Annotated in this window: 20 protein-coding genes; 10 read left to right on the top strand and 10 right to left on the bottom strand. The window is 75.0% G+C overall.

What is annotated here, in order from left to right:
* The first annotated feature begins 341 nt into the window (after positions 1-341).
* The 4 genes from ctaD (at position 342) to ACFU7Y_RS11005 (ending at position 4,213) form a co-directional block, all read left to right on the top strand.
* Positions 342-2,162, top strand: a complete 1,821-nt coding sequence (gene ctaD / locus ACFU7Y_RS11020; protein WP_224284971.1) for a cytochrome c oxidase subunit I — start codon at positions 342-344, stop codon at positions 2,160-2,162.
* A 111-nt stretch (positions 2,163-2,273) separates the two neighbouring features.
* Positions 2,274-2,807 carry a hypothetical protein gene (locus tag ACFU7Y_RS11015; protein ID WP_380767473.1) on the top strand — a complete coding sequence of 178 codons (534 nt, stop codon included), beginning with the start codon at positions 2,274-2,276 and terminating at the stop codon, positions 2,805-2,807.
* Between the two features lie 141 nt (positions 2,808-2,948).
* Positions 2,949-3,668 (top strand): response regulator transcription factor, encoded by a 720-nt coding sequence (locus tag ACFU7Y_RS11010; protein WP_224285241.1) that lies wholly within the window; start codon positions 2,949-2,951, stop codon positions 3,666-3,668.
* Between the two features lie 134 nt (positions 3,669-3,802).
* Positions 3,803-4,213 (top strand): pyridoxamine 5'-phosphate oxidase family protein, encoded by a 411-nt coding sequence (locus ACFU7Y_RS11005; protein WP_224285240.1) that lies wholly within the window; start codon positions 3,803-3,805, stop codon positions 4,211-4,213.
* Between the two features lie 21 nt (positions 4,214-4,234).
* Here ACFU7Y_RS11005 and ACFU7Y_RS11000 read toward each other — a convergent pair whose 3' ends face one another.
* Both ACFU7Y_RS11000 and ACFU7Y_RS10995 read right to left on the bottom strand, forming a co-directional pair.
* The gene (locus tag ACFU7Y_RS11000) at positions 4,235-4,816 is read right to left on the bottom strand and encodes a TetR/AcrR family transcriptional regulator (RefSeq protein ID WP_380767471.1); all 582 of its coding nucleotides are present in this window, start codon (positions 4,814-4,816) and stop codon (positions 4,235-4,237) included.
* Complete coding sequence (locus tag ACFU7Y_RS10995) at positions 4,813-5,958, bottom strand: saccharopine dehydrogenase (protein WP_380767470.1); 1,146 nt, start codon at positions 5,956-5,958, stop codon at positions 4,813-4,815. Before ACFU7Y_RS10995 ends, ACFU7Y_RS11000 begins: the two co-directional genes overlap by 4 nt.
* A 39-nt stretch (positions 5,959-5,997) precedes the next feature.
* On the opposite strand from ACFU7Y_RS10995, the gene ACFU7Y_RS10990 reads away from it, so the two are divergent.
* Complete coding sequence (locus tag ACFU7Y_RS10990) at positions 5,998-6,837, top strand: alpha/beta fold hydrolase (RefSeq protein WP_224283807.1); 840 nt, start codon at positions 5,998-6,000, stop codon at positions 6,835-6,837.
* Positions 6,838-6,917: 80 nt separating this feature from the next.
* Here ACFU7Y_RS10990 and ACFU7Y_RS10985 read toward each other — a convergent pair whose 3' ends face one another.
* The gene (locus ACFU7Y_RS10985) at positions 6,918-8,615 is read right to left on the bottom strand and encodes a GAF domain-containing protein (RefSeq protein ID WP_224283808.1); all 1,698 of its coding nucleotides are present in this window, start codon (positions 8,613-8,615) and stop codon (positions 6,918-6,920) included.
* Between the two features lie 392 nt (positions 8,616-9,007).
* On the opposite strand from ACFU7Y_RS10985, the gene ACFU7Y_RS10980 reads away from it, so the two are divergent.
* Positions 9,008-9,865 (top strand): universal stress protein, encoded by an 858-nt coding sequence (locus tag ACFU7Y_RS10980; protein ID WP_224283806.1) that lies wholly within the window; start codon positions 9,008-9,010, stop codon positions 9,863-9,865.
* Positions 9,866-10,046: 181 nt separating this feature from the next.
* The gene (locus tag ACFU7Y_RS10975; RefSeq protein WP_224283805.1) at positions 10,047-11,054 is read left to right on the top strand and encodes an Acg family FMN-binding oxidoreductase; all 1,008 of its coding nucleotides are present in this window, start codon (positions 10,047-10,049) and stop codon (positions 11,052-11,054) included.
* 30 nt (positions 11,055-11,084) lie between these two features.
* Here ACFU7Y_RS10975 and ACFU7Y_RS10970 read toward each other — a convergent pair whose 3' ends face one another.
* The 6 genes from ACFU7Y_RS10970 to ACFU7Y_RS10945 form a co-directional block, all read right to left on the bottom strand.
* Entirely contained in the window at positions 11,085-11,582 is a 498-nt protein-coding gene (locus tag ACFU7Y_RS10970) for a copper chaperone PCu(A)C (protein ID WP_380767467.1), read from the bottom strand.
* Positions 11,579-13,816: a heavy metal translocating P-type ATPase gene (locus tag ACFU7Y_RS10965; RefSeq protein ID WP_380767465.1), complete on the bottom strand. Its 2,238-nt coding sequence runs from the start codon at positions 13,814-13,816 to the stop codon at positions 11,579-11,581. The genes ACFU7Y_RS10970 and ACFU7Y_RS10965 overlap by 4 nt, the downstream gene beginning before the upstream one ends.
* Positions 13,813-13,974 (bottom strand): hypothetical protein, encoded by a 162-nt coding sequence (locus tag ACFU7Y_RS10960; protein WP_224285458.1) that lies wholly within the window; start codon positions 13,972-13,974, stop codon positions 13,813-13,815. The genes ACFU7Y_RS10965 and ACFU7Y_RS10960 overlap by 4 nt, the downstream gene beginning before the upstream one ends.
* Positions 13,975-14,233: 259 nt before the next feature.
* The gene (locus ACFU7Y_RS10955; protein WP_380767463.1) at positions 14,234-14,635 is read right to left on the bottom strand and encodes an NTP pyrophosphohydrolase; all 402 of its coding nucleotides are present in this window, start codon (positions 14,633-14,635) and stop codon (positions 14,234-14,236) included.
* Between the two features lie 125 nt (positions 14,636-14,760).
* Positions 14,761-15,174, bottom strand: coding sequence for a PPOX class F420-dependent oxidoreductase (locus tag ACFU7Y_RS10950; protein WP_224285614.1), 414 nt, complete (start codon positions 15,172-15,174; stop codon positions 14,761-14,763).
* A gap of 44 nt (positions 15,175-15,218) precedes the next feature.
* The gene (locus ACFU7Y_RS10945; protein ID WP_380767461.1) at positions 15,219-16,526 is read right to left on the bottom strand and encodes a D-alanyl-D-alanine carboxypeptidase family protein; all 1,308 of its coding nucleotides are present in this window, start codon (positions 16,524-16,526) and stop codon (positions 15,219-15,221) included.
* Positions 16,527-16,682: 156 nt separating this feature from the next.
* Between ACFU7Y_RS10945 and ACFU7Y_RS10940 the strand changes: the two genes are divergently transcribed.
* Positions 16,683-16,880, top strand: coding sequence for a hypothetical protein (locus ACFU7Y_RS10940; RefSeq protein WP_224285421.1), 198 nt, complete (start codon positions 16,683-16,685; stop codon positions 16,878-16,880).
* Here the strand turns inward: ACFU7Y_RS10940 and ACFU7Y_RS10935 are convergent.
* Positions 16,877-17,656, bottom strand: coding sequence for a TetR/AcrR family transcriptional regulator (locus ACFU7Y_RS10935; protein ID WP_380767459.1), 780 nt, complete (start codon positions 17,654-17,656; stop codon positions 16,877-16,879). The two genes, ACFU7Y_RS10940 and ACFU7Y_RS10935, sit on opposite strands and share 4 nt — an antisense overlap.
* Before the next feature lie 80 nt (positions 17,657-17,736).
* Here ACFU7Y_RS10935 and ACFU7Y_RS10930 point away from each other — a divergent pair, with 80 nt between their 5' ends.
* Positions 17,737-18,588 (top strand): siderophore-interacting protein, encoded by an 852-nt coding sequence (locus ACFU7Y_RS10930; protein WP_380767457.1) that lies wholly within the window; start codon positions 17,737-17,739, stop codon positions 18,586-18,588.
* A 212-nt stretch (positions 18,589-18,800) separates the two neighbouring features.
* Positions 18,801-22,358, top strand: coding sequence for a S8 family serine peptidase (locus ACFU7Y_RS10925; RefSeq protein WP_380767455.1), 3,558 nt, complete (start codon positions 18,801-18,803; stop codon positions 22,356-22,358).
* Positions 22,359-22,405 lie beyond the last annotated feature (47 nt).

Here is a 22,405-nt window from a genome sequence, read left to right as displayed (position 1 = left end):
GGGCGGGGTGGCGGGGTCCTGTCGGGCCGGGTGGACGGGCGGCTCGCCGGGGGCCTTCGGGCGCGGGCGCGGGGCGGTGGGCAAGGGCGCGTTCCGGCGGTTCTCGACCGGGGCTCCGCGCCGTGGTGAGCGCGGCCCGAGCGGGCGGGTCACCGAGCGGGCGGTCGCCCGACGGCGGGTCAGGAGGTCCCGGGCCCGCGGTCGGGAGGTCCCGGTCGGGCCCCGGGAACTCGGGCCCAGCGGCCCCTGACGGGCGGGCCGAAGGGCCCTGGGGCGCGGAGGCGGCCTGTTCGGATCATGGATCGCCATCCATTCGTACGATGTTCCGAAGGAGTGCGTCCTTGAGCGCCACCCAGGCACAGGGCGACCCCACCTCACCGCCAACGGCCCTTCCCGCAGGGGCGGCCAGGCCGAGGAGGCCCGGTTCGGCCGCGGTCAGACTGCTGACCACCACCGACCACAAGACGATCGGCACCATGTACCTGGTGTCCTCGTTCGCGTTCTTCCTGATCGGCGGCATCCTCGCCCTGGTCATGCGCGCCGAACTCGCCCGGCCCGGAACGCAGATCCTCTCCAACGAGCAGTTCAACCAGGCCTTCACCATGCACGGCTCGGTGATGCTGCTGCTGTTCGCGATGCCGCTGTTCACCGGATTCGCCAACTGGATCATGCCGCTCCAGATCGGCGCGCCGGACGTCGCCTTCCCGCGGCTGAACATGCTGTCCTACTGGCTGTTCATGTTCGGCTCGCTGATCGCCGCGGCCGGCTTCGCGACCCCGCAGGGCGCCGCCGACTTCGGCTGGTTCCTCTACGCGCCGCTGTCCGACGCGATCCACTCGCCCGGCGTCGGCGCCGACATGTGGATCATGGGCGTGACGCTGTCCGGCTTCGGCAGCATCTTCGGCGCCGTCAACTTCATCACCACCATCATCTGCATGCGCGCGCCCGGAATGACCATGTTCCGGATGTCCATCTTCTGCTGGAACGTGCTGCTCACCTCGGTGCTGGTGCTGCTGGTCTTCCCGGTGCTGGCCGCCGCGCTGCTGGCGCTGGAGTGCGACCGCAAGTTCGGCTCGCACGTCTTCGACCCGGCCAACGGCGGGGCGATGCTCTGGCAACACCTGTTCTGGTTCTTCGGGCATCCCGAGGTCTACATCCTGGCGCTGCCGTTCTTCGGGATCGTCTCGGAGGTCATCCCGGTGTTCAGCCGCAAGCCGATGTTCGGCTACGCCGGCCTGATCGCCGCGACGGTGGCCATCGCGGGTCTGTCGGTGACGGTGTGGGCGCACCACATGTACGTCACCGGACAGGTGCTGCTGCCGTTCTTCTCGTTCATGACCTTCCTGATCGCGGTCCCGACCGGGGTGAAGTTCTTCAACTGGGTCGGCACCATGTGGAAGGGCTCACTGAGCTTCGAGACCCCGATGCTCTGGACGGTCGGCTTCCTGGTCACCTTCCTGTTCGGCGGTCTGACCGGCGTGCTGCTCGCGGCCCCGCCGATCGACTTCCACGTCTCCGACTCGTACTTCGTCGTCGCCCACTTCCACTACACGCTGTTCGGCACCGTGGTGTACGCGATGTTCGCCGGCTTCCACTTCTGGTGGCCCAAGATGACCGGGAAGAAGCTCGACGAGCGGCTCGGCCGGATCACCTTCTGGACGCTGACCGTCGGCTTCAACGCCACCTTCCTGGTCCAGCACTGGCTGGGCGTGGAGGGCATGCCGCGCCGCTACGCCGACTACCTGGCCTCGGACGGCTTCACCACCCTGAACACCGTCTCCACCATCGGCTCGTTCCTGCTCGGCCTGTCGATCCTGCCGTTCCTCTACAACGTCTGGAAGACCGCCAAGTACGGCGAGAAGGTCACCGAGGACGACCCGTGGGGCTGGGGCCGCTCGCTGGAGTGGGCGACCTCCTGCCCGCCGCCGCGGCACAACTTCGTCAAGCTGCCGCGGATCCGCTCCGAATCCCCGGCCTTCGACCTCCACCACCCGGACATCGCGGCCCGGGACGTGCTGGAGCACAGCGGGAAGCCCGCCAAGCACCTGGGCGACGTGGAGCCGGCGAAGTACGACCGGCCGCTGAGCCGGGCGGACCGGGCGGCCTCCGCCCTCGCCTCCCAGCCCTCCGCGCCCACCGATCCGTCCTCCTCGGGCGGCTGAGCCCGCTCCCCCCGAACGCCGTCCCCGCCCGCGTCGCTGCCCCCGGGCGGGCGGGGACGGCCTGTCCGCTCCTCACCCTCCTCACCCCTTCGTGACCAGGAAGGCCGGGTCGTGAACCACACCGTTCTCGCCATCGGCACCGCCGCCCTCACCGCGAGCGGCTGTGTCTGGTACCTGCCCGCCATCGCCGACCTCCAGGCCGGCGCCGACCGGCCCCGCTCCACCCGTACGGCCGCCGCGGCCTGCGTGCTGTGGTGGGCCGGGCTCGCGCTGACGGGCGGGCTGCTGCTCGTGCTGTCGGACTGGCGGCCCGCCGCACAGGTCGCGCTCGCCGGACTGGTCGGCGGCACGGCGCTGCGGCTGCGGGCCCTCTGGGACCGCCGCCAGGAGGTACGCGAGACGGCGGCCCGCTGGGCCGCCCTGGACGCCGGGCCCGCCCCGCGCTCCGGCCGGCCGCCGGCACTGGCCCTGGCCGGATGGCTGGTGGTCGGCGCGGCCGTCGCCTCGCTCGGGGCGGTGGCCATCCTGCTGTCGGGCAGCGGCGAGGTCGTGCCCCGGGCGGTGCTCGCGGCGGTCAGCGGCGCGGCCGTCGCGCTCGCGTTCCTGCTGATGGGGCTGGGGAACGTACGGCGCCAGGGGCGCTGAGAGCGTTCCTCGCCGGCGGCCCGGGCACTGCGGCCCGGTCCGAATGGGGTCGTTGGGCCCTGGGCCCGCCGTCGGGCTCCGGGGGATGATGCCCTGGGCCCCGCTGGGAGTGTGCGGGGGTGACGAAGGTGGAGCCGCGTGATGGCGACCAAGACGGAGGGGGCCGAGGCCTCGGCTCCGGTCCGGGTGTTCCTGCTGGACGACCACGAGGTGGTGCGCCGCGGGGTGCACGACCTGCTGGACGGCGAGCCCGACCTGGAGGTGGTCGGGGAGGCGGCGACGGCCGAGCAGGCGCTCGTCCGGGTGCCGGCGCTGCGGCCCGACGTGGCCGTGCTGGACGTCCGGCTGGGCGACGGCGACGGCGTCTCGGTCTGCCGTGAGCTGCGCTCGCGGATGCCCGGGCTGGCCTGCCTGATGCTGACCTCCTTCGACGACGAGGAGGCGCTGCTGGACGCCGTGATGGCGGGCGCCGCCGGGTACGTGCTCAAGCAGATCAGCGGGACCGACCTGGTCGCCGCCGTCCGCACCGTCGCCTCCGGGCGCTCGATGCTCGACCCCGGCGCTGCGACCCGCCTCCTCAACCGCCTGCGCAGCGACGCCGAGCCCGCCCAGCCGGTCACCACCGGACCGGGCCTGACCGTGCGCGAGCAGGAGGTCCTCGAACTGATCGGCGAGGGCCTGACCAACCGGCAGATCGGCGAGCGGCTCTACCTCGCCGAGAAGACCGTCAAGAACCACGTCTCGCGGCTGCTCGCCAAGCTCGGCGTCGAGCGGCGGGTGCAGGCCGCCCTGATCGCCACCGAGCTGCGCCAGGCCTCCGCCGCCGCGCAGCCCTCCGTGCTGCGCTCCGGCCGGTACTGACGGGCGGGCCGGACGGGTAGGTCCGAGGGCCGTGGGGCCCGGGGCCGACGGCCCGCACGGCGGGGCCCTCGCCGGGCCCCGCCGGGACCATCGGCCCTCGCGACCCGGTCGGGGCCCGGGCGAGCATCGCTCGCATGAACCGCGACCACATCCCGAGCCCCCGGCCCGTCCCGTACGACCGCCCCGACCTTCCCGAACTCCGCGAACTCGACCGGAAGCGGTCGCTGGAGCTGCTGGCCCGGGCCGCCGTCGGCCGGGTGGTCTACACCGTCGACGCCCTCCCGGCCGTCCTCCCGGTGCCCTTCCGGCTGGCCCCCGGCGGTGTGCTGCTCTCGGCGCCGGCCGGCTCCGAACTGGCCCGGGCGGTCGACGGCGCGGTGATCGCCTTCGAGGCCGACGAGGTGGACGGCCGGGACGGCTCCGGCTGGTTCGTCACCGTCCTCGGCCGCGCCCAGGTCCGCCCGGCGCCCCGGGCGGCCCGGCCGGGCGGCACGGTCCGCATCCGCATCCGCCCGGAGCTGGTCATCGGCCGCCGTCTGGCCTGAGCCCGGAGCGCCGTGGCGTGCTCAGGGCCCCAGCAACGCCCGGGCGGTGTGCAGGAGTTCGGCGTCCGCTGCCGGTTCCGCGGTGCCGGCCAGGCCGGAGCGGAAGAGCGAGGCGCCCTCGACCAGCATGATGAACACCCGTGCGCGGGCGTGCCGTTGCTCCTCCGTCAGACCGGGGTGGCGTCCGGCGAGGAAGGCGGCGACCAGCTCCCGGTAGCGGTCGTAGAAGGCCCGGACGGCGGCGGCCACCGCGGGGTCGCGGGCGGCGAGTGCCCACAGTTCCGCGAAGAGCCGGACCAGCCGGGGGTCCTGTTGTTCGGCGAGGAGCTCGCCGAGCAGGGCGTCCTCCGCGCGGCCCGGGTCGAGCAGCGGGCCGAGCCGTTCCACCGAGCGGTCGAGGACGCGCCCCAGGACGGCGGCCACCAGCTCGGCGTGGGTCGGGAAGTAGTGCTGGAGGTGACCGAGGCGGACGCCGGCGGCCGTGGCCACCGCCCGCATGGTCAGCTCGGTGCCGCCCTCGGTGACCAGCAACTCCTCGGCGGTGTCGAGCAGTTGCTCCCGGCGCTGGGCGCCCTTGCCGCTCAGGCCCCGGATGTTGCTCATGCCGCCTCCTCCGTGCCGCGCCGCCCGTCGGCCGCCGTGACGGTGACGGTGACGCCCAGCTCCGCCAGGTCCTCCAGGACCCGCCCGGGGCGCGGGGTCTGCTCCGGGAAGGCCACCCCGGCGGGTGGCGGGGCGCCGTCCGCGCCGAGCGCCCGGCGCAGCGCGAGCAGGGCGCCGACGGCGGTGAGGTGCGCCTGGCCGGCCCGGTCCTCGACGGTGGCGGTGAGGGTGCGCCCGCCGGAGGAGACGTCGGTGCGCAGCAGGGCGGTGCCGCCCTCGCCGGGCGAGTACAGCAGGGCGCGGCGGGCCGGCTCCCAGCGCTCGCCGCGCCCCCAGCGGAAGAACCCGGCGCGCCGGACGGCCAGCAGGGCGGTGGTGGAGGAGCGGGAGCTGAAGCCGATCCGGGTGGTGGCAGTGGTGGCGCCCAGCGTGAGCGGGAGGGTGAACTGTTCGGGGGTGTCGATCCCGGCGACCAGGGTCGGGGCGGCGCCGATCCGCACGGTGCGCGGACGGCTGAGCGGGGCGACGGTGCGGCGCCGGCCGTCCTGCACCACCTCGTAGTCGAGCCCGAGGCGGTCCATGAACTCCACCGAGTCGGCGCCGGCCCGGTCCGCGAGGTCCCAGCGGACGGCGGTCTCGATCCGCTCGGCCCCGCCCAGCCGGTCCGCCAGGGCGGCGGCGACCAGGCTGGTCACCCCGCCCATCCAGGCGGAGGAGAGCAGCACCGGGGCGGTCGGGCGCAGCAGGGCGGCGAGTGTGGCGGCGCGCTGGAGCCGGGCGGTCCAGCGGGTGACGTCCACGTACGGGACGCCCGCGCCGACGGCGGCCCGCAGCACCCGGTCGTCCGGGTCGTTGACCACCCCGACCACGGCCCGGACACCGGCGGTGAACGGTTCGGGGTCGGCGAGGTCCCAGCGGCGGGCGGTGGCGCCGTCCAGTTCGGCGGCGAGGGCGGCGCCGCGCTGTTCGGAGCGGCCGGTGAGCAGCAACGGCCAGGCGGGGGCGGCGAGTCGGGCGAGTTCGGCGCCGACGGTGCCGTAGCCGCCGACCAGCAGCACGGGGCCGGCGGGGTTGTGGCCGATGCGGTCCGAGGGGAAGGTGGGATGAACGGGGCGACCGTGCGGAACGGGTTCGGTGCTCATGGGAGACAAATATAGGTCGCTCGACCTAAAATTGTCGTCATGACTGAATCCGCCGTTACCGGTTCCCATGACGACCTGCGCTTCTTCGACAGCGGCCACGGCCGCCTCGCCTACCTCGACGCCGGTACCGGCGAGCCGCTGGTGCTGCTGCACGGTGGCCTGCTGGACCACCGGAACTGGGCGGACCAGATCCCCGCCCTGCTGTCCGAGTACCGGGTGATCGCACCGGACACCCGCGGCCACGGTGTCTCCGACAACGCGAGCCGGCCCTTCCGCGCCGTCGACGACCTGGCCGACCTGCTGCGCCACCTCGGCCTCGGGCCGGTGACCGTGATCGGGCTCTCCATGGGCGGGACGATCGCCCTCGACCTGGCCCTCGAACACCCCGAGCTGGTCGGCGCGCTGGTGATCAGCGGCAACGGCACCGGCGAGTCCGAGTTCAGCGACCCGTGGCTCGGCGAACTCGCCGCCGAGCAGACGGCCGCGCTCGCCGAGGGCGACGCCGAGCGCTGGCTCGACTCCTTCACCCGGCTCGCCTCCGGGCCGCACCGCCGCCTGGACGAGGTCGACCCGGAGGTGGTGCGCCGGCTGAAGGAGATGACCCGGAACACCGTTGCCAAGCACACCCCCGACGAGCCCCAGTACCTGGTGCCGGTGACCGACAGCTGGAAGCGGCTCACCGGGATCACCGTCCCGCTGCTGGCGATCAACGGCGGCATCGACTCGGTGGACCACATCAACCTGGCCGAACGGGTCGTGCGCACCGTCGTCAACGGCCGCGCGGTGATCGTCGAGGGCACCGGCCACTACCCGAACATGGAGCGGCCTGAGGAGTTCAACGCCCACCTCCTGGACTTCCTGCGCGCGCTGCGGGGCTGACGGCCCCGCGCTGCGGGGCCGCCCACGCCCGGGAGGGCTCAGGAGCCGGCCGGGAGGGCGCAGGGCCCGGTCGGGAGGCCTCAGGAGCCGACCGGGGCCTCCCACACCAGCCGGGTGCCGCCGCCCTCGGCCGGGTCGACGGTGAAGGAGCCGCCGACCCGGTCGGCGCGCTCGGCCAGGTTGCGCAGCCCGCTGCGCCGGCCGCCCTCGGGCACGCCGACGCCGTCGTCCGTCACGGTCAGCACCACCCGCCCGGCCAGCGCGCGCAGCGTCACCTCGACCCGGGACGCCCCGGCGTGCCGGGCGGCGTTGCTGAGCGCCTCGGCGAGCACCGCGACCACGTGTTCGGCCAGCTCCTGCGGCACGTCGGTGTCCAGCAGGCCCTCCATGCTCAGCCGCGGCGCGAAGCCGAGCGTGCTCTGGGCGTCGGTGACCACCCGGGTGGCGCGGGCGCGCAGGCCGCGGTCCGGCTCGCCGTGGGCGCGCAGGCCGAAGATGGTCGAGCGGATGATCTTGATGGTCTCGTCCAGGTCGGCCACCGCCCGGGCCACCCGGTCCGCCGCGGACCGGCTCTCGATCAGCCGGCCCGCGCTCTGCAGCGTCATCCCGGTCGCGAACAGCCGCTGGATCGCCAGGTCGTGCAGGTCCCGGGCGATCCGGTCGCGGTCCTCCAGCAGGTTCAACTGCTCGGCGTCGCGCCGCCGTTCGGCCAGCTCCAGGGCGAGCGCGGCCTGGTCGGCGAAGCCCAGCAGCGGGCCGGTCTCCTCCGGCCCGAAGGCCGGCTGCCCCTGCGCCCGGGCCAGCAGCAGCACGCCCCGCCCGTAGCCGGCACCGGTGCCCAGCGGCACCGCCACCGCCGCGCCCAGCCCGTCGAAGCGACCCGCCGGGCCGGCCGGGAAGCGGGCGTCACAGGCCAGCTCGTCACTGGTGGCCGGCGAGCCGGAGGCGTACGCGGCGCCGGACAGCGTGCCGTCCACCGGCACCGTCACCCCCAGCCGCGCGGACGGCGTGCCGCCCAGTGCGACCTCGACGGTCAGCTCCTCGGCCCGCTCCTCCGGGCCGGCCAGCGCCACCGAGACGTCCGCCAGCTCGGAGCCCGAGATCTCCCGGGCCCGGCGGGCGATCAGCTCGACCACCTCCAGCCGCGGCGCCCCCGACAGCAGACTGCGGGTGATCTCGGTGCTCGCCCGCAGCCAGCGCTGGCGCAGCTGCGCCTCCTCGTACAGCCGGGCGTTGTCGATCGCCACACCGGCCGCGACCGCCAGGGTGGAGATCACCGCCTCGTCGTCCTCGTCGAAGTCCAGCCCGCCGCGCTTGTCGGTCAGGTAGAGGTTGCCGAACACCTCGCCGTGCACCCGCACCGGCACCCCCAGGAAGGTGTGCATCGGCGGATGGTTCGGCGGGAAGCCGACCGAGGCCGGGTGGTCGGACAGCACCGGGCAGCGCAGCGGCTGCGGCTCGCGGATCAGCTCGCCCAGGATGCCCCGGCCCGAGGGCGGCGGGCCGATCTCGGCGATCTCCTCCTCCGTCAGGCCCACCGTCAGGAACTGCGACAGGGTGTGCCCGTCCGGCCCGATCACCCCGAGCGCGGCGTAGCGGGCGTCCACCAGGTCGGCGGCGGCCTCCACGATCCGGTGCAGCGCCTGCGACAGGTCCAGCTCACGACCGACCGCCAGCACCGCCTCCAACAGGCTGTGCACCCGGTTCTGCGTGCCGCGCGCCGCGTCGATCCGCCACTGGAGCTCCTCCAGCAGCTCGTCCAGGCGCAGCCGTGGCATCCGCGCGCCGCCACCCGCCGCGCTGCCGTCCGCTCCGCCCACCGCTGTCCTCCTCGTCGTGCTGCCCTGACCGACCCGTCCACCGTCCGGACGTGCCACATCCGCCCTGCGGACGGCCGCCCCCGCCGTCCGGCCCGGCTCGGGCGCCGTCCGACCAGCGGGATTGCCGTGTTCACGGTAATGCCCAGGTGTCGGTGGTGGGGACGGCGGGGTCGGCCGTAGGCTCCGTCGGGCGGGCCTTTCGGCCCGTCGTCCAGGGCCCTGGGGCCTCTGCCGCCGGGCGGTGGCGGGCTGACAGGGTGGGGGAGGAGCGGACGGGGCGTCAGAGCGCACCGCAGCCCGCACCGAACCGCCGAGCGTCGACAGCGTGTCGACAGTGTGGAGGAAGACTCATGACGTCAACCGTGCTGGCCGGGGTCGACGGCTCGCCGCAGAGCACCGCGGCCGCCCACTGGGCCGCCGCCGAGGCGGTGCGCCGGGGCGCCTCGCTGCGCCTGGTGCACGCCTGGCCGTGGCTGACCGACGGCGTGTCCTCCTACGCCGAGCCGGACGCCCTGCCCGAGGCCGTCCGCCGCACCCTGGCCGAGGCCGCCGAGGACATCCGCGGCCTGTACCCGGACCTGACCGTGGAGAGCGACGCCGTCCTGGACGCGCCGGTGGACGGTCTGCTGGCCGCCGCCGCGGAGGCGGAGCTGCTGGTGATCGGCTCGCGCGGCCGCGGCGGCTTCACCGGGCTGCTGCTCGGCTCGGTCAGCATGTCGGTGGCCGGGCGCAGCACCGTGCCGCTGGTCGTGGTCCGCGAGACCGGCACGCCGGGCGAGGGCGCGGCCGAGGTGGTGGTCGGCGTCGACGCCCACACCCCGGAGGCGGAGGTGCTCGACTTCGCCTTCCGCGAGGCGGCCCTGCGCGGCGCCCGGCTGCGGGCCGTGCACGGCTGGGACCTGCCGCCGGTGTTCGGCTACGCGGGCGGCGTCGTCCCGGCGGCCGAGCTCGGCCAGCTGGAGGCGCTGGAGGCCAAGCTGCTCTCGCTCGCCCTGGCCGGCCTCCGCGAGCAGCACCCGGAGGTCGAGGTGGTCGAGGACGTGCAGGTCGGTGCCGCCCGCGCCCTGGTCGAGGCCTCCACCGGCGCCGCGCTGGTCGTGGTCGGCCGGGGCCGGCGCCCGATCGAGTTCGGCCCCCGGCTCGGCCGGATCGCGCACGCCGTACTGCACCACGCCGAGGCCCCCGTCGCGGTCGTCCCGCACGGGTGACAGGCGGTCCGTCCGGTGGATCCGCCCCCGTCCTGATCCACCGGACGGGCCCGGGGACGGGCCCAAGGGCCCTGTCCCCGGCCCACGCCGGGCGCGCACCCTCGAAAGCAGCGGGACCCCGGGCGTTTGCGCGAACCCCGCGATCGAAACCGAAGCCTCGCGGTTGAAGGAGTGGATCGCCATGACGTTCGACCCGGCTGTGACCCAGATGCTCAGCGCAGCCGACCTGCGCCTGCTCGCCGCCGCCGGCGGCGCGGCGCCGTCGCTGCACAACAGCCAGCCCTGGCGCTTCGTGCCGACCCCGGACGGGCGCGGGCTCGCCGTGTACGCCGACACCGGGCGCTCCGTACCGCTGGCCGACCCGGTCGGCGCCGCGGTGCACGTCGCGGTCGGCGCGGCCGTGTTCAACCTGCGGGTGGCGGCCGGCCGGCTGGACCGGGAACCGGTGGTCCGGCTGCTGCCGGACGCCGCCGAGCCCGAGCTGCTCGCCGTGCTCGACCTCTCCCGCCCGGCCGCCGCATCGGCGCCCTTCGGCCGCGACCTCTACCCCGCCATCGCCGCCCGGCACTCCAGCCGCGAGCCGTTCACCCAGCGGGATGTGCCCGAGGCGGTGATCGGCGAGCTGATCGATGCCGCCCGCGAGGAGGGCGTCGCGCTGGCCGCACTGGAGGAGGAGGGCGTACGGCGGGTGCAGGCGCTCACCGCCGAGGCCGAGAGCCGCAACGCCGCCGACCCGGCCCGCACGGCCGAGTCCCGCGCCTGGCTGCGGCCCGACGACGGCACCGCCGAGGACGGCATCCCGATGGCCGCGCTCGGCCCGCAGGACCACGACGCCCGGGTGCCGATGCGCGAGTTCGCCGGCCGCCCGCCGGAGGCCCCCGCGCAGCCCTCCCGGCGCTTCGAGGCGCTGCCCCAGCTGTGCACCCTCACCACCCCCGGCGACGGCCCGCTGGACTGGCTGCGCACCGGGCAGGCGCTGGAGCGGGTCTGGCTGCTGGCCACGCTGCACGGCGTCCGGCTCACCATCTGGCACCAGGCGATCGAGTGGCCGGACACCCGCTGGGCGCTGCGCGACCCGGCCGCCGGGCCGGGCCACGTCCAGCTGGTGCTGCGCACCGGCTACGGCCCGCCCGGGACGGCCACCCCGCGCCGGACGGTCGAGGAGACCCTCGGGGACCGCCCTTCCTGAGCGACGGTCCCGGGCCTGTCTCCGGACCGTTCAGCGCGGGCGCTCGGCCGCCGGCAGCACCTGTGCGGCGAGCCGCAGCGGCGGGCTGTTCCGGAAGGTGAGGGTGAACTCCACCCACTGGCCGGCCCGCAGCGGCGGCGGGTCGGCGATCACCAGATCCGCGTCCTCCGGCGTCATCCGCAGCTCGCCGCCGGCCGGCACCGGTAGCGCCGGTGCCGGCTCCCAGCGGCCCGCCGCGCCCTGGTGCAGGTGCCGCTTCGGGGTGATCCGGCCACCGAACTCCCAACTGGCACCGGTCAGTTCGTCCGGGATGTCGCCCGGGTTACGGACCGTGAAGAAGGCCGCCGTGGCGGAGGCCGCGCCCGCCGTCGGCAGCAGCACCCAGCCCGGCCCGGCCTCCACCGGGCGGGCGCGGCCGGCCCCGCCGACCGCCGTCCATCCGGTGAGCAGGACCAGGGCCAGCACCGCCGCGCCGACCGGCGGGCCGGCCACCCCGAGCCGTTCCGACCAGGTGACCGGGCGCCTCATCGACGCCCTCCCCGCCGCTGGACCCGCCCCGGCTCCCAGGTGCGCAGCCGCAGGCTGTTGCCCACCACGAGCAGCGAGCTGAGCGACATCGCCACCGCCGCCAGCATCGGGTTGAGCAGCCCGACCGCCGCCATCGGGATCAGCACCAGGTTGTAGCCGAAGGCCCAGAGCAGGTTGGCCCGGATGGTCGCCAGGGTCTGCCGCGCCAGCCGTACGGCGTCCACCACCGCCTCGATGTCACCGCGCACCAGCGTCAGCCCGGCCGCGCCGATCGCGGCGTCGCTGCCGGAGGCCAGCGCCACCCCGAGGTCCGCCGAGGCCAGCGCCACCGCGTCGTTGACGCCGTCGCCGACCACCGCCACCGTCCGTCCGGCGGCGCGCAGTTCGGCCACCACCTCGGCCTTGCGCTCGGGGGAGGCCGAGGCGTGCACCCGCTCGATGCCCAGCTCGGCGGCCACCGCCCGGGCGGCGCCGGGGCCGTCCCCGGTCAGCAGCACGGTCTCCAGGCCCAGCCCGCGCAGTCGGTGGACTGCTCGCCAGCTGCCCGAGCGCAGCGTGTCGCCGATCGCCAGGACGGCCGCCGGCCGCCCGTCCAGCTCGACCACGACGGCTGTGCGGCCCGCCTCCCCGGCCTGCGCGACCGCCTCCGCCAGAGCCGGCGGCAGGACGGCGTCGTCCGGCCGCGCCACCCGGACGACCCGGCCCTCGACCGTCCCCGACACCCCGACCCCGGTGGTGGCCGCGAAGCCGTCCACGGCCGGCGGCGGCCCGCAGCGCTCCCGGGCCGCCGCCGCGACGGCCCGGCCGATCGGGTGCTCGGAGCGGTGCTCGACCGCGCCGGCCGCCCGCAGCGCCTCCTCCTGGGTGAGACCGCCCGCGGTGGTCACGGCGGCCAGTTCCATCCGGCCGGTGGTCAGCGTGCCGGTCTTGTCCATCACCACCGTGTCCACCCGGCGCAGGCTCTCCAGCACCTCCGGGCCGCGCACCAGCACGCCCAGCTCCGCGCCCCGCCCGGTCGCCGCCAGCAGTGCCGTCGGCGTCGCCAGCCCGAGCGCGCACGGACAGGCCACCACCAGCACCGCGACCGCCGCCGTCACCGCTGCCTGCGGGGCCGCGCCCGCGCCCAGCCAGAAGCCCAGCACGCTCGCCGCGACCGCCAGCACGCAGGGCACGAACACCCCGGCCACCGCGTCCGCCAACCGCTGCGCCCGCGCCTTGCCGGCCTGGGCCTGCGCCACCAGCGCGGTGATCCGGGCCAGTTGGGTGTCCGCGCCGACCGCCGTGGCCCGGACCACCAGCGCACCGCCGACGTTCACCGTCGCGCCCGCCACCCGGTCCCCGGGGCCGACCTCGACCGGCACGCTCTCCCCGGTCAGCAGGCTCAGGTCGAGCGCCGAACCGCCCTCGACCACCACCCCGTCGGTGGCCACCCGCTCGCCCGGCCGTACCACGAACTCCTGCCCGGGCAGCAGCAGTTCGATCGGTACCAGGCGCTCCTCGCCGCCCTCCTCCCGCAGGCACACCTGCTTGGCGCCCAGTTCGGCCAGCGCCCGCAGCGCGGACCCGCTGCGCCGGCGCACCCGGCCCTCCAGCAGCCGCCCGGCGAGCACGAACAGCGGCACGCCGACCGCCGCCTCCAGGTACACGTGCGCGGCGCCGCCGCCGTCGGCGGTCAGCGAGAACGGCATCCGCATGTCCGGATCGCCGGCCCCGCCGAACAGCAGCGCGTACGCCGACCAGCCGAAGGAGGCCACCACACCCAGGCTGACCAGGGTGTCCATGGTCGCCGCCGCGTGCCGCAGCCCCTGCCAGGCCCGGCGGTGGAAACCGGCCGACCCCCAGGTCACCACCGGCACGGCGAGCGCGAAGCAGACCCACTGCCAGGCGGTGAACTGCGTCGACGGCACCATCGACAGCACCAGCACCGGGACGGCCGCCAGAGCGGTGACCAGCAGCCGCCACCGCTCGTCCGGCTCCTCCGCCGTCACCCCGACCGGCGCCCCCGCGGGCAGCGGTTCGGCGGTGTAACCCGCCCGCTCGACCGCCGCCACCAGCTCCGCGACCGGCACCCCGGCCGGATGCAGCACCCGGGCCCGGCCGGTCGCCAGGTTCACCCCGGCCGTCACCCCGTCGATCCGGGCCAGCCGCTTCTCCACCCGGCCCACGCAGGCGGCGCAGGTCATCCCGCCGACCGCCAGGTCGGTGGCGACCACGGGCTCCGCGGCCGCGCTCACCGCATCCCGCCCATGTCGTGCCCACCCGTCCCGGGCGACGCCCCACCCCCGTCACTCGGCCGCAACCCGGGCGCCACCGGCCCGACCTGCCGCCCCACCCCGTAGGCCACCACGAACACCACCACCAGCAGCAGGACGAACCCCGCCAGCACACTCAACGGCCGGACACCCGGCGATTTCGCACTCACGCCCCAGCAGTCGGACGGGCCGCGCGGTTGGTTCCCGTACGGTCCGAACTCCCGCACGAAGATCCCGCGCGAACAAGCGGATGACGGGTCGCGCCCCGACCGGGCGGCGTCCGGACGATGGCCGACCTGCCGCCGGCCCGGTTCGGCGGCCTCGGCGCCGTGTCCTTCGCGCAGGTCCCGCTGCCGGAGAGCGGCCACGCCGCCGGTCGGCCCCGGGGCCGATCACGGATCAGGGCCGCACGCTGCGCGGCCCGGTCACGGCGGCGCCCAGCGCGCCGACCCGGGCTCGCAGTTCGCGGTCGGCGGTGACGACCAGGCAGGCCCGCTCCGGGTGCTCGGCACGGGCCGCCCGGACGACCTCCACGATCCGGTCGTCCCCGCTGCCGCTCGCCTCGACCACCCGCACCTGCGGGAGCCCGGCGACGCCCCGGGCCGCACCCTCCACCACCAGGACCACCTCCAGCGGTCCCGGCCGCTCCGGCACGCCCCGCCCGGCGACGGCGACCAGTGCGTCCCGCAGCCGTTGGGCGGCGCCCCGCCGGTCCCGCCACCAGCCGTCCGGGACGGAGCCGACCACGTTCGCGCCGTCGACCACCAGCAGGGGGAGCGGTGCGGCCTCGTTCTGTTCCATGGTCACCAAGCCTGTCATCCCGCCCGATGCCCGGCCGCGGGCCCGCCCAGGGGCCGGTGGTGAGCCAGGAGCGGAGGCTGCCGAGCCCGGCCTCCTCGCGCGGCCGGGGGCGCCGGGGCCCGTGGTCAGTCCGTCAGGGTGATCCGGATGCCGACGGTGCCGCGCTCGCCGCGGCGCAGCCGGCTGCCGAGCAGTGTGAGCACGCCGAGCAGGCCGTACTTCTGGCGCAGCAGGGTGCGGTAGGCGGAGGTGCGCTCGGGGCCGAGGATCTCGGCGGTGGCGGGGTACTGCTCGCCGGTCGGGCGGCCCTTGACGTCGCAGGGGCCGACCAGAACGTCGGCGCGGTTGCGGATCCGCTTGACCTTCCAGGAGTCCGCGACGGTCCAGACGCCGAGCGCCTCCCCGTCGCGCACGACCCACACCGGGGTCGGCACGGCGGTGCCGTCCTTCTTGTACGTGGTGACGAGCAGGTAGCTCCCGGCGGAGAGCTGGACGAGCCGGGCGAGCCGGTCCGCGGCGGAGGGGTCGGGCGTGGTCATGGCCGGAAGTCTAGAGGGCGCCCGGTCGCGGTCCGGGCCGTGGTTCAGCGCGGCGCCCGGGGCCCGCGGGTCCGGGCGGTGCGGAGCAGGACGCGGGCGCGGCGGGCGAGGTGCCGTCGGCCGCCGCCGCGGCCTCCGATGCCGCTCGCGCCGCCCCTGCCGTGCGCCGGGGCGGTTGCGGTGCGGCGGCGGCGGCGGGCGACGGCGTGGGCGGTGGCCCAGGCGGCGACGGCGGTTCCGAGGACGGCGGCGGTCCAGGTGACGGGGACGAGGCCGGAGCCGGTGCCGGGACCGGCGGGCAGCGGCGGGCGGGACCAGGGCGGCAGCTGTTCGGCGGCCTCGGCCTCCGAGGTGGGGGAGGAGGCCTCGTCGACCAGTCGGCCGACCGGCTGGACCTTCCCGGCGGCGGCGAAGCCCCAGTCGAGCAGGCTGGCGGCCTCGTCGTAGACCTTGCCCTGCGACTCGGGGTGCATCACCGTCACCAGCAGGGTGCGGCCGCCGCGTTCGGCGGCGCCGGTGAAGGTGGCGCCCGCGTTGGTGGTGTAGCCGTTCTTGACGCCGATCAGGCCCGGGTACTTGCCGAGCAGCCGGTCGGTGTTGGCGATGTCGAAACTGGTGCGCTGGCCGGTGAGCTTGTCCAGCCCGCCGGGGAAGCGCGCGGTGCGGGTGGCGCAGTAGCTGCGGAAGTCGGCGTTGCGCAGCCCGGCCCGGGCGAAGAGGGTGAGGTCGTAGGCGGAGGAGACCTGGCCGTCCATGTCGTAGCCGTCGGGGGAGAGCACCTTGGTGTCGCTGGCCTGGAGCGCCCGGGCGCGCTCCTGCATCTCGGTGACGGTCCGCTGGACGCCGCCGTTCATGTGGGAGAGGACGTGGACGGCGTCGTTGCCGGAGCTGAGGAAGACGCCCCGCCAGAGGTCCTCGACCCGGTACGGCAGGTCCTCCTTGACGCCGACCAGGCTGCTGCCGGCACCGAGGCCGGCCAGCTCGGCCGTGGTGACCTTGTGCTCCAGCGCCCGGTCGAACTTGGGCAGCACGGTGTCCGCGAACAGCATCTTGAGGGTGCTGGCCGGGGGCAGCGGCAGATGGGGGTCGCGGGCGGCGAGCACCTCGCCGGTGGTCGCGTCGGCGATCAGCCAGGAGCGGCCGGTCAGCTCGGACGGCAGGGCCGGCGCCCCGGCCAGCGGTGCGACCTGGACGGTTGGGCGGCCGAGCCGCTCCCCGCCGACGGCGCGGCCGGAGTCCTGGGCGAGGGCCGACGGGGCGACGACGGTGAGCACCAGGGCGGCACAGACGGTGGCGCCGGCCGCGGTCCTGGTGACGGAAGGTGACTTCGGTTGCACACGTTCGGGCTGCACACGGCGAACGTACCCGGGCCGCGGCGGGGCCGCCGGGCCTGCTGCTCCGTCCGGAGCCCCGGGGCCGGCGGGGATGTGCGGCGGACGACTTTGGTGGCGGCGGTCCGCGCCGAAAGTCGGATGTCCGGCCGGGGGCGGATTCCTAGGCTCGGGGGCATGAAGACCCTGCTCGGCTACCTCGGTTCCGTGTTGATCGTCGGCGGTGCCTCCGGCCTGCTGTCCACCTGGATCGACGGCTTCCGGCTGTTCGGCTTCGTCCGGGTCCTGGTGCCGGCGGGCCACGAGATCGCCGGGTACGCCACCCTGGTGGTGCTCGGCGTCGTGCTGGCGCTCCCCGCCGCCCGACAGTGTTAGCAGTCTGAAGGATCCCCGGCCGTGATGCCGTCGAGCAGTACGGCGAGCCCGGCACGGAAGGCCTCCCGATGGCTGTCCTGCGGGGCGCCGCCGCCGGTGCTCTGCAGGGCGGTGAGCAGGGGGAAGCGTTCCGCGAAGTCCGGTGCCAGCTCGGCGAGTCGGGCGGAGCGGGTGGCCCACCAGTCCTCGTCGGCGACTCCGGTCGCGGCTGCCGCGCCGCGCGCGTCGGCGGTGGTGGCGGCGAGGCCGCGGACGAACTGCCAGAGCGCGGCGACCGCCCCGCGCAACCGCCGCGGCGGGAGGCCGGCCGGCCGCAGCGCACGCAGCAGCGCCTCCATCGCGGCGAGTTCGGCGGGGCCGAGGACCGGGCGGGCCTGCGAGACCTGGAGCACCCAGGGGTGGCGCAGGTAGCAGGCGTACAGCTCCTCGGCCCAGGCGGTGACGGCTTCCCGCCAGTCGTCGGCCCCCTGGAGTCCACCGGGCGGTTCGGTGCGGAGTTCGGCGAGTGCCCGGTCGTGCATCAGGTCGAGCAGTTCGGCCTTGCCCGGCACGTAGGTGTAGAGCGCCATCGCGGTGCGGCCGAGCCGTTCGCCCACGGCGCGCATCGACAGCGCGGCCATGCCCTCGGCGTCGGCCACCGAGACTCCGGCGGACACGATCGCGTCCACACTCAGGCCCGGCTTGGGGCCGCTGCGCCCGGCGCGCGGCTCCTCGGGAGCACCCCAGAGCAGGGCGAGCGAGCGATGGGCGTCTCCCTGCCCGGCGTAGACGGTCATCCGGCATCTCCTTATGGCGTAAAGTGTCATTCGACGGCAACTCTTTATGCCGTAAGGTTACCAACCGAAGGGGTTTCGCGATGACATTGCCCGTCACCTTCGTCGAGGTTGTCGAGGTCCGGCGGATCACGCCGCGCACCGCCCGGATCGCGTTCGCCGCCGAGGAACTGCCCGACACCGTCGGCACCGCGCCTGACCAGCAGCTCAAGCTCTGCTTCCCGCGCCCCGGGCAGCGCGAGCCGGTGCTGCCCGCCCGGCAGGACGACCCGATGGGCTGGTACCAGGCCTACCTGGCGATCCCCGAGGCCGAGCGCCCGGTGATGCGCAGCTTCACCCTGCGCCGCCGCCGGCCCGGCACCCGGCTGGTCGAGGTCGACTTCGTGCTGCACGGCGACACCGGCCCGGCCGCGGCCTGGGCGCTGCGGGCCGCGCCGGGGGACCGGCTGGGGATGGTCGGCCCTTCCGCGCTGTACGCCCCGCCGGTCGCGTTCACCGAGGCCGCGGCCGCCGCCGACTGGGTGCTGCTGGCCGGCGACGAGACCGCGCTGCCGGCGCTCGCGACCCTGGTCGAGGCGCTGCCCGAGGGGGAGCGGGTCTGCGCGTGGATCGAGGTCGCGGACCGGGCGGAACGTCAGGACCTGGAGAGCCGCGCCGACCTGGAGGTGGAGTGGCTGTACCGCGACGGCGCGGCCCCGGGCACCGTGCTGACCGAGGCGTTCCGGGACGCCGTGCTGCCGGAGGGTGAGCCCTTCGTCTGGCTGGCCGGGGAGGCGGGGGCGGTCCGGACGATCCGTCGGCACCTGGTCGAGCGGCAGGGGGTGCCGAAGGAGAACATCGACTTCACCGGCTACTGGCGCCACCGGCTGACCCAGGACGACGCGCCCACCGCCGAGGACCTGGCGGACGCTCAGGAGCGGGTGGCCGGGTACTGACCGGGCCGGGCGGCCGCCTCGACGGGAGCCGGGCGGCCGTTTCGCCGGGCGGTGGCGCGGGAAAGGAGTCCGTCACCGCCCTTCCCCTGGCGGGCCGCCCGGTTCCGGCAAGGGTCGATCGGTTGAAAGATGTGGATTCGGCCCGATTTCCTCCGTGAATTTTACTGATTGATGGTCAACTTTACTTTCTGATGGGGATTTACCCCCTTGTCGTGATCCTCTCGGGTGCGTTGGAATGCGTCAGCTATCCATCTGACGAGAGGATTTATATGATCGGCTGGCGGAAAACCCAGCTAGCAGCCGCCGTCACGGTCACCGCCGCGTCCATGGTCCTGAGCCTCGGGACCATCGCCGGCGCGGCCCCGGTCCCCGAGCCGCAGAACGCCCAGGCGGCGTCCGCGGACGGGGCTCCGGTGCCGGTGATCGTGATCCTGAAGGACCAGATCGCGGACGCCCCGGCCGACCACGGCCACCTGGGCGCCCGGCAGCAGAAGGCCGCCGACGCGCAGGCGCCGCTGCTGAACAAGGTCAAGGCGGGCGGTGGCACCGACATCAAGAGTTTCGTGGTCGGCAACGCCTTCTCGGCCACGGTCAGCCCCGCCCTGCGCGCCCAGCTCCAGGCAGACCCGGCCGTCTCCGCCGTGGTGGCGGACGCCCAGGTCCAGGTCGCCCCGGCGGCAGCCGGCAAGGCGAAGACGGCCAAGGACGCCGCCGGTGCCGCCGACGCCAAGGCGCCCAAGGCCGACGCCGCTCCGCAGGCCGTTTCGGGCAGCAACGGTCAGAGTGCCGAGGAGAACGCGACCAACACGGTCTGCCCCTCCGACCCGAGCAAGCCGCTGCTGGAGCCCGAGGGCCTGTACTCGACCCGGGCCGTCACCGGCAACGGCAAGCCCGGCGTGGAGGACCTGGCCACCGGCAAGGGCGTCAAGGTCGCCTACATCGCGGACGGCCTCGACCCGAACAACCCGGACTTCATCCGGGCCGACGGCTCGCACGCCGTGGTCGACTACCAGGACTTCGCGGGCGACGGCTGGGACGCGCCGACCGGCGCGGCGGAGGCCTTCGGCGACGCCTCGGCGGTCATCGCCCAGGGCCGCCAGGTCTACGACGTCTCCAAGTTCGTCAACTCCTCGCACCCGCTCCCGGCCGGCTGCAACATCCGCATCCGCGGCCTCGCCCCGGACGCCGACCTGGTCGCGCTGAAGGCCGGCGGCGAGATGATGTCCAACTCCTCGATCCTCCAGTCGATCGACTACGCGGTGCGGGTCGCCCACGTGGACGTGCTGAACGAGTCCTTCGGCGGCAACGTCACCCCGGACAGCGGCGCGCACGACACCATCTCGCTCTTCAACGAGCAGGCCGTCAAGGCCGGTGTCACCGTCGCCGTCTCCACCGGTGACGCCGGGATCAGCGGCACGATCGGCACCCCGGCCACCGACCCGTACGTGATCGCGGTCGGTGCGTCCACCGACAACCAGAACTACCAGCAGACCGGTTACGCGGCCTCCCGGTTCTCCAACAAGACCTGGAGCGACAACCGCATCTCCGCGCTCTCCTCGGGCGGCTTCACCCAGGCCGGCCGGACGGTCGACCTGGTCGCGCCGGGCGAGTCGGACTGGGCGCTGTGCACGCCCGACACGAGCAAGTACACCGACTGCACGGGCTACAACGGGCAGCCCTCGCCGATCCAGCCGTTCGGCGGCACCAGCCAGTCGGCCCCGTTCGTCACCGGCGCCGCGGCCCTGGTCATCCAGGCCTACCGGGACACCCACGGCGGCGACTCGCCGCCCCCGGCGCTGGTGAAGAAGTTCCTCACCGGCACCGCCACCGACCTCGGCGTGCCGGCCGAAGAGCAGGGCGCCGGCCTGCTGAACGTCCGCGCCGCCGTCGAGGCCGCCCGCGGCTACGACGACGGGGACGGCACCGACGGCGCGAAGACCGTCGTGGTCAACACCGGCCAGGTCGACATCGCCGGCGCCCCCGGCTCGACCCACACCGCCGACGTGTCCGTCACCAACACCAGTGACAGCACCCAGACGGTGAGCGCCGCGACCCGCAGCTTCGCCCCGCAGTCGAGCAACCAGCAGACCGTCCAGCTGGACCCGTCCTCCAAGGACACCTTCAAGTACGCGACCAACGGCGCGGACTGGGTCCAGAAGCAGGTCAAGTTCACCGTCCCGGCCGGCGCCGACCGCCTCGCGGCCTCGATCGCCTGGCAGGGCGCGCCCAACCCGGTCACCAACGGCCCGGTGGTCCGCATGACGCTGCTCGACCCGTCGGGCCGTTTCGAGACCAACACCCGTCCGCAGGGTGGCGCCACCCCGGCGAACTTCGGCCTGGTGGACGTCCCGCACCCGGTGGCCGGCGAGTGGACCGCGATCCTCTACACCCCGGCGGGCAAGGCCGGTTACAGCGGCGCGGTCCAGCTGGGCACCGCCACCCAGCGCGCGGTGCCGGCCGGCGCCGTGAGCCCGAGCACCACCGACCTGAAGCCGGGCCAGACCAAGACCCTCAAGGTCCAGCTCACCACCCCGGCCACCAGTGGCGACACCAGCGAGGCCGTCCTGGTCTCCAGCTCCAACGGCAACACCACCAGCGTCCCGGTCGTGCTGCGCAGCCTCGTCCCGGTCAACCAGGGCAAGGGCACCTTCACCGGCACCATCACCGGCGGCAACGCCCGCAGCGCCTCGCCGACGCAGAGCTTCTCGTACGCCTTCGACGTCCCGAAGGGCCAGAAGGACCTGCGGGTCGGCCTGACCGTCGGCAAGGACTCGAAGCTGCTCATGCAGGGCACGCTGATCAGCCCGAACGGCACCCCGGTCGACATCGAGGGCAACGGGCAGTTCGACGCCCAGGGCAACCTGGCCGGCGCCGGCAACGGGGTCTCGGCCACCGCCGTCAACCCGGCCGCCGGCCGCTGGCGGTTCGTCCTGAACGTGCTCGGCCCGGTCAGCGGCCAGGAGCTCGCCCAGGACTTCACCGGCACCGTCGCGTTCAACCAGAACCAGGCCACCGCGGCCGGTCTGCCGAACGACGCCCGCACCCGGCTGGCGGCCGGCAAGCCGGTCACCGTCCAGGTGAACTACACCAACAACACCGTCGCGACCCAGCGGATCGCGGCCGACGGCCGGCTGGACCGCCGGGTGGACCTGCCGCTGGTGCCGCAGGGCGCCTCGGCGACCGTCAGCCTGCCGCTGAGCCTCAGCTCCACGGTGCCGTCCTTCCTGGTGCCGCCGGGCACCGACCGGCTCAAGGCCGTGGCGGCGTCCTCGACGCCGGCGCAGATCGAGCTGAGCGCCACCGCCGGCTCGCCGGACCTGTTCGGCGACCTGAAGAAGGCCCAGGACGGCTCGACCGTCTCGGTCGTGACCGACAACGGCACCGCCGAGCAGCCGGTCGTCCCCGGCACCTGGGGCACCTTCGTCCAGCAGATCGGCCCGTTCGGCAACGGCGGTGCGCCGGCCGGTACCTCCACCATCACGGCCACCGCGCACACCCAGGCCTTCGACCCGGCGCTGACCTCCAGCACCGGTGACCCGTACGCCGCCTCGGTGAACGCCTCGGCCGCGGCCGCCACCCCGGTGACCGTCGCCCCCGGCGCCACCGGCTCGCTCCAGGTGACGCTGACGCCGACCGGCCCGAAGGGCAGCACCGTCAAGGGCGTGCTGTACCTGGTGTCCGGCCCGACCGGCGTGGCCACCGCCAACAACGTCCTGAACACCACCGGTTCGGTGCTCGCGGCGATCCCGTACAGCTACACCGTGAACTGACGACACGTCAGTTCGCTTGAGGCCGAGGCCGCCCCGGAACTCCGGGG

Source organism: Kitasatospora sp. NPDC057542 (assembly GCF_042801945.1).
Lineage (GTDB): Bacteria > Actinomycetota > Actinomycetes > Streptomycetales > Streptomycetaceae > Kitasatospora.
The sequence above is the reverse complement of the archived record's forward strand: the minus strand, read 5'-3'. Positions and strand labels throughout refer to the sequence as shown.